Origin of the sequence: Lacrimispora amygdalina, from assembly GCF_900205965.1 — a bacterium.
Lineage (GTDB): Bacteria > Bacillota > Clostridia > Lachnospirales > Lachnospiraceae > Lacrimispora > Lacrimispora amygdalina_A.
The window spans coordinates 1-5045 of the sequence record NZ_OAOF01000050.1; the positions used below are offsets into that span (position 1 = coordinate 1).

Sequence of the window (5045 nt, forward strand, 5' to 3'; positions counted from 1 at the left end):
GTTTAGGTGTGGTAGCTTAACAATACACGAAAAATTCAAAATCTGCCATATTTATTTTTGAGGTGGGTGGAGAATAAAAGGAATTTTGAACAGCCATCGCGATAGCGATTTTGTTCAATGGATTTTTTTATGCAGGGAGTGTTACACTTTTGGATTGCATTTCGTTACAGTTTTATTTTACACTAAACAATAACCTTGTCTATTTTTTATATGAATATAGGCAACTCTATTACAAAAGTTTCAAAATGATTCATAGCTTGTGTAAGGAGCTTATTAAGATTACACAAGCCAAAAATCACCAAACATTTCCGCAAAACAGTTAAACACAAAGTAATTGATGCCTTGCAATGGCACATGATTAGAACAATATTAATTACACTATTATAGCACGACTTAAAGTAATTCATTCATATCCATTTTTATTTATTAATCGTTAATAATATATAATTAACATATTTTTCTTGACATAAAATTCAATAAATCGTAATATACTATTATAGAGAGGTGTATACTATGCGTAGAAAAATCGAAGAAAAACTCCTTACATGGAAAAACAAAACAAAAAATCGGATGCCCCTGCTCCTTTATGGAGCCAGGCAAGTTGGCAAAACCTATATACTAACCGAATTTGGTGAAACACAGTTTTATAACACGGTCTACATTAACCTTGAAACCAATCTTTCCGTTGCCTCTTATTTTTCCGATGATATCTCCCCGGAACGACTCATTCGTTTTCTGGAAACAACCGTAAATGAAGTCATTACACCGGGCAAAACTCTCATTATTTTTGATGAGATCCAGTCTTGTGAACGGGCACTAACATCATTAAAATACTTCTGTGAAATGGCTCCAGAATACCATATTGCTGCGGCAGGAAGCCTGCTTGGAGTTGCAATCCATCGGGAACATTACTCTTTCCCTGTTGGCAAGGTAGAAAGCATGACGCTTTATCCGCTGGATTTTGAAGAATTTCTTTGGGCAAATGGTGAAGAAAGGCTGGCACAGGAAATTCGCTCCGCATATGAGCTGATGACGCCACTGCCAGAGGCGCTTCACCAAAAAGCTATCGAATTTTACAGGTACTACCTCATTGTCGGAGGAATGCCTGCCTGCGTTCAGACTTTTACAAACTCCGGAAAATTGGTTCTAGTACCAACAGTACAAAATGAAATCGCAAATAACTATGTGGCAGACATGGCAAAATACGCGACTACAGCTGATACTGTTAAAATTCGCGGCTGTTTCAATTCCATTCCTGCTCAACTTGCAAAAGAAAATAAAAAATTTCAGTACAAGGTCGTTCAGCGCGGCGGCAGTGCAGCACTGTTTGGTGAATCAATTGAATGGCTGGCACAGGCCGGCATTGTACTGAAGTGTCAGAAGATCGATCATGGCACAAGCCCTATTGCTGTCTATTCAGATCTGTCCTCCTTTAAACTCTATATGAGCGATGTGGGACTTCTTGTCATGAAATCCGGTGTACCTCAACAAACGATTCTGACTGGAGAATCAAATGTATTTATGGGCTCTGTTACAGAAAACTACGTTGCTCAGGCATTAGCTTCTAATGGACACGCCCTCTTCTATTGGGCAAGTGAACACAGCGCTGAACTTGATTTTGTACTGCAAAAAGATTCCGATGTCATTGGCATAGAAGTGAAAAAAGGGACAAAGGTTCATTCTAAAAGTCTCAGCGTATTTATTCAAAAATATAAACCTAGCTATTCTATACGCTTTTCTGAAAAGAACTTTGGCAGAACGGAAAATATGCTTTCCGTTCCGCTCTATGCTGCATTTTGTATATGATTTTGCCAATCACGCAAAAATGAACCCCTTAGGAATGGACTCAACTTCCAATCCTAAGGGGTTATATGCACTTTCCATTACATATTTATTAAAGAAGCCATAAACCTAGACGGATTTCTCTGAATTGTCAGATACACCAAGACTTTCATCTATGGTCTCAGTTCTATTTAATACAGGAATTTCTTCCTTAGTTTTTAGTGCCTCTACCATATCATTTCGAAGGGACCTCCCAGCAAGAATGTCTAATTTATCAAATTTAGCCACTTGGCACCCGTCAAGATAATTTGCCACTCGAACAACCGCCCTTGCTATCTTGTCTACATCTGATTCCATATTACCATTATCAATACTTATATCTGCAGATAGTTTTTTTGCATACCCATAATCGAAAATAACTTGTCTCTTATATTGTTCCCGTCTATTAAGCTGTGGCCATAAATAAGATACAGCAATTGTTATTTGAGGAAAAATTTGGGTGGTAATATTAGCTCCTGAAATTGCAACACAACCTTGCACAGTTTCTTTCGGGTATAATTCAAAAGTAGTAGAAAACAATTCATCAAGCATTAAATTATAGTTCTCACCATTGTTTTGTATGGAATCAACCGATATATTTATTTCTTTGGCCTCATTTTGCCCTGTGTTCTCAATAGTTAAATATAAAAAGCCATTCACCGAAATTAAATTCATACTTATAGCTGGAGCAAGACTTTCTATGTGCTGCTTATGTATCTGTTGATTTTGCAAAATTGCTAGTCCTCCCAAAGTAACAGTTCCTATAAAAGCTTCAAATCCGGCAATATAGGAAAGCACATCACCAGCAGACCACTCAGCAGTAAGCCATTCGATATTGCTATTAAATTTAAAAACAATATGAACTAAAATTAATGGCACAAGAAACAAAAGCAGTACAACTAAACCAAAAGTAAACTTATTTTTTTTAATCCATATAATTAAATTTTCCATTATTATCCTCCAACTATCAAATAAAATTAATATATATTATGAGTAAAGCAAAAACAGACTAATTTACCAGTCTGTTTTTGTCCTTACGAATTACCGAGGATAATTCGCGTATTTTCTTAATTTTTATGCAGTATTAAAAACTAATTATGTCCACAACCTCTTTTTTCGCAAGTAACACTTTCTGCTGTTTCCACCCAATCTTCGGGATTATCGTCAATAATAGCCCCGCACCCGGTTTTATGACTTGATTCCTTAATATGAACTTTACCTTTATCTGGTCCATTTCCAATGTACTTAATGTTTGTCATAAATGCCCTCCTTTAAATTCTTTGGTCATGCTTTGATAAAATATTCTAATGTTAGTATAGCACAAAAATAAGAAAAATGTCGATATTAACAGTTCGACATCTTCCGACAAAGCTTTATTAATTTGCAATTCTGCTACAAAGACATCTAAACTGGCACTGTCAACATAGCATTTAATCTCTATGCTAACTTACTCTGAAAAGGGGTTTATACTCTTAGTATTTCCTTTTAAGTTCTGCACAGCAGGAAGCGCATTTTGACTAATTATTGCATCGCCCCTACTAAGAGATGAATTGACAATCTGTATAAAACGGTAAAATTAATAATTTTTAGTGATTACCTGTTTTCAGCGAACTTTTATTATAACTTATAAAAAGCAGATTGCGCATTATGAAGTACAGTGCTATGATAATTCCACCGGCACCCATAATTATTATGAATATAAAAACAAAAGAAAAACAGTTAAAAAGAGTTTGTGATTTATCAAAAATCAAAACCCGGCCTGATGATGGACGAATGTATTTTATCATCAACAGAAAATCAATAAGTAGCAGCTCCTACGAAGGATTAATTGATAAGCTATATGATTATTTCTTTGGGGATAATGCTGCCACCATGGACACATACTTTGAAACCTGGATGGAGTGGAGAGAGAAAGAGACAAGTGTAAGTAAAAAGACAATCAAAGAAAACCGCTTTATGTGGACTTCTTTACTAAAGGATCAGGATATCACTTTGATTCCCTTAAAGGAGTTGACAGCAAAGGATCTGATTATCTATTTTCGGAACATAACAAAAGGTCGGCAGATTACAAGAAAGCGTTTTAACGACCTAAAAAGTATTATGAATGGAATCCTATATCTTGCAGTAGAAAATAATATCATAGAACGAAACTGCCTTCGAGATATCAACTATAAGCAGTTCAGTTATAAGGCAGAAAATACCCAAATTACTCCATATACCGAAGAAGAACGTCAGCAAACTATAAATCATTTGGGAGATGATTTTTACTCACTGGCAATAAAACTTGATTTCTACTTAATTTTACGCATAGGAGAATTAAAGGGATTACGATGGGATGATATTTCCGGCAATTTTCTACATATCCAACGTTTTGTAGATGATAAAAATAAAATCATTGAAGACATAAAAGGCCATGCTGGCGAAGGGAAGCGTTACATGCCATTGACACCAAAGGCTAAGGAAATACTTGTACAAATTCAGAGGTTGAATCCAGACAGCGAATACATCTTTATCCGCAACGGCCAACCTCTGGCAACAGTAACCTTTAACCGCCGCTTAAAGAAATGCTGTGAGGTATTAGGGATTGAATACCGCTCCTCCCACAAACTCCGCTTCTCCACCGCTTCCATCATGTACAAAAACGGAATGGAAGATACCGAGCTCCAAAAGCTCCTGGGTCACACCAGTCTCAACATGACTCACCACTACCTCCGGAACATCACCTCCCAGGAAGAAACAGCATCAAAAATGAGGGCTATCCTGGATTAACAGCCCTCAAAAATAAGAAAAATGCCCACGCAAACAAGCGCAAACACCAAATACACAAAGTAAAAACCCCAGAAACCCTTATTTTATCAGGTTTCTGAGGCTATCATAAGAGAGGCGACAACCAGATTTGAACTGGTGATCAGGGTGTTGCAGACCCACGCCTTACCACTTGGCTATGTCGCCATTAAATTATAAATCTGAACTACTTACATTCAGTGACCCCAACGAGATTCGAACTCGTGTTACCGCCGTGAAAGGGCGATGTCTTAACCGCTTGACCATGGGGCCTTACTTAAATTTCGTTTCCTCACAGTCTATCTAGCTGAGTATCACGAACTCCCCGAGTAGGACTTGAACCTACGACCCAACGGTTAACAGCCGTTTGCTCTACCGACTGAGCTATCGAGGATTACTGCATTGCTGCAATATCTGAGGCATATACCCTCAAAACCACA

The 5045-nt window shown here is 37.2% G+C and carries 4 protein-coding genes and 3 tRNA genes; 2 read left to right on the plus strand and 5 right to left on the minus strand.

Annotated elements, in window-relative coordinates; all coding sequences use genetic code 11:
* Nucleotides 1-513: 513 nt before the first annotated feature.
* A complete protein-coding gene (locus CRO04_RS25315; protein ID WP_242974659.1) occupies nucleotides 514-1806 on the plus strand; it encodes an ATP-binding protein in 1293 nt (430 codons plus the stop codon).
* Between the two features lie 105 nt (nucleotides 1807-1911).
* Here the strand turns inward: CRO04_RS25315 and CRO04_RS25320 are convergent, their stop codons facing one another.
* Together CRO04_RS25320 and CRO04_RS26485 are read right to left on the minus strand one after the other, a co-directional pair.
* A complete protein-coding gene (locus tag CRO04_RS25320; RefSeq protein WP_097007015.1) occupies nucleotides 1912-2772 on the minus strand; it encodes a hypothetical protein in 861 nt (286 codons plus the stop codon).
* 140 nt (nucleotides 2773-2912) lie between these two features.
* Entirely contained in the window at nucleotides 2913-3080 is a 168-nt protein-coding gene (locus CRO04_RS26485) for a hypothetical protein (RefSeq protein WP_166432677.1), read from the minus strand.
* A 388-nt stretch (nucleotides 3081-3468) separates the two neighbouring features.
* Here CRO04_RS26485 and CRO04_RS25325 point away from each other — a divergent pair, with 388 nt between their 5' ends.
* Nucleotides 3469-4590 (plus strand): tyrosine-type recombinase/integrase, encoded by a 1122-nt coding sequence (locus CRO04_RS25325; protein WP_097007016.1) that lies wholly within the window; start codon nucleotides 3469-3471, stop codon nucleotides 4588-4590.
* Nucleotides 4591-4702: 112 nt separating this feature from the next.
* Here CRO04_RS25325 and CRO04_RS25330 read toward each other — a convergent pair.
* The 3 genes from CRO04_RS25330 to CRO04_RS25340 form a co-directional block, all read right to left on the minus strand.
* A tRNA-Cys gene (locus CRO04_RS25330) sits at nucleotides 4703-4773 on the minus strand.
* Between the two features lie 33 nt (nucleotides 4774-4806).
* A tRNA-Glu gene (locus tag CRO04_RS25335) sits at nucleotides 4807-4878 on the minus strand.
* Nucleotides 4879-4926: 48 nt separating this feature from the next.
* Nucleotides 4927-4999, minus strand: a tRNA-Asn gene (locus CRO04_RS25340).
* Between the last annotated feature and the right edge of the window lie 46 nt (nucleotides 5000-5045).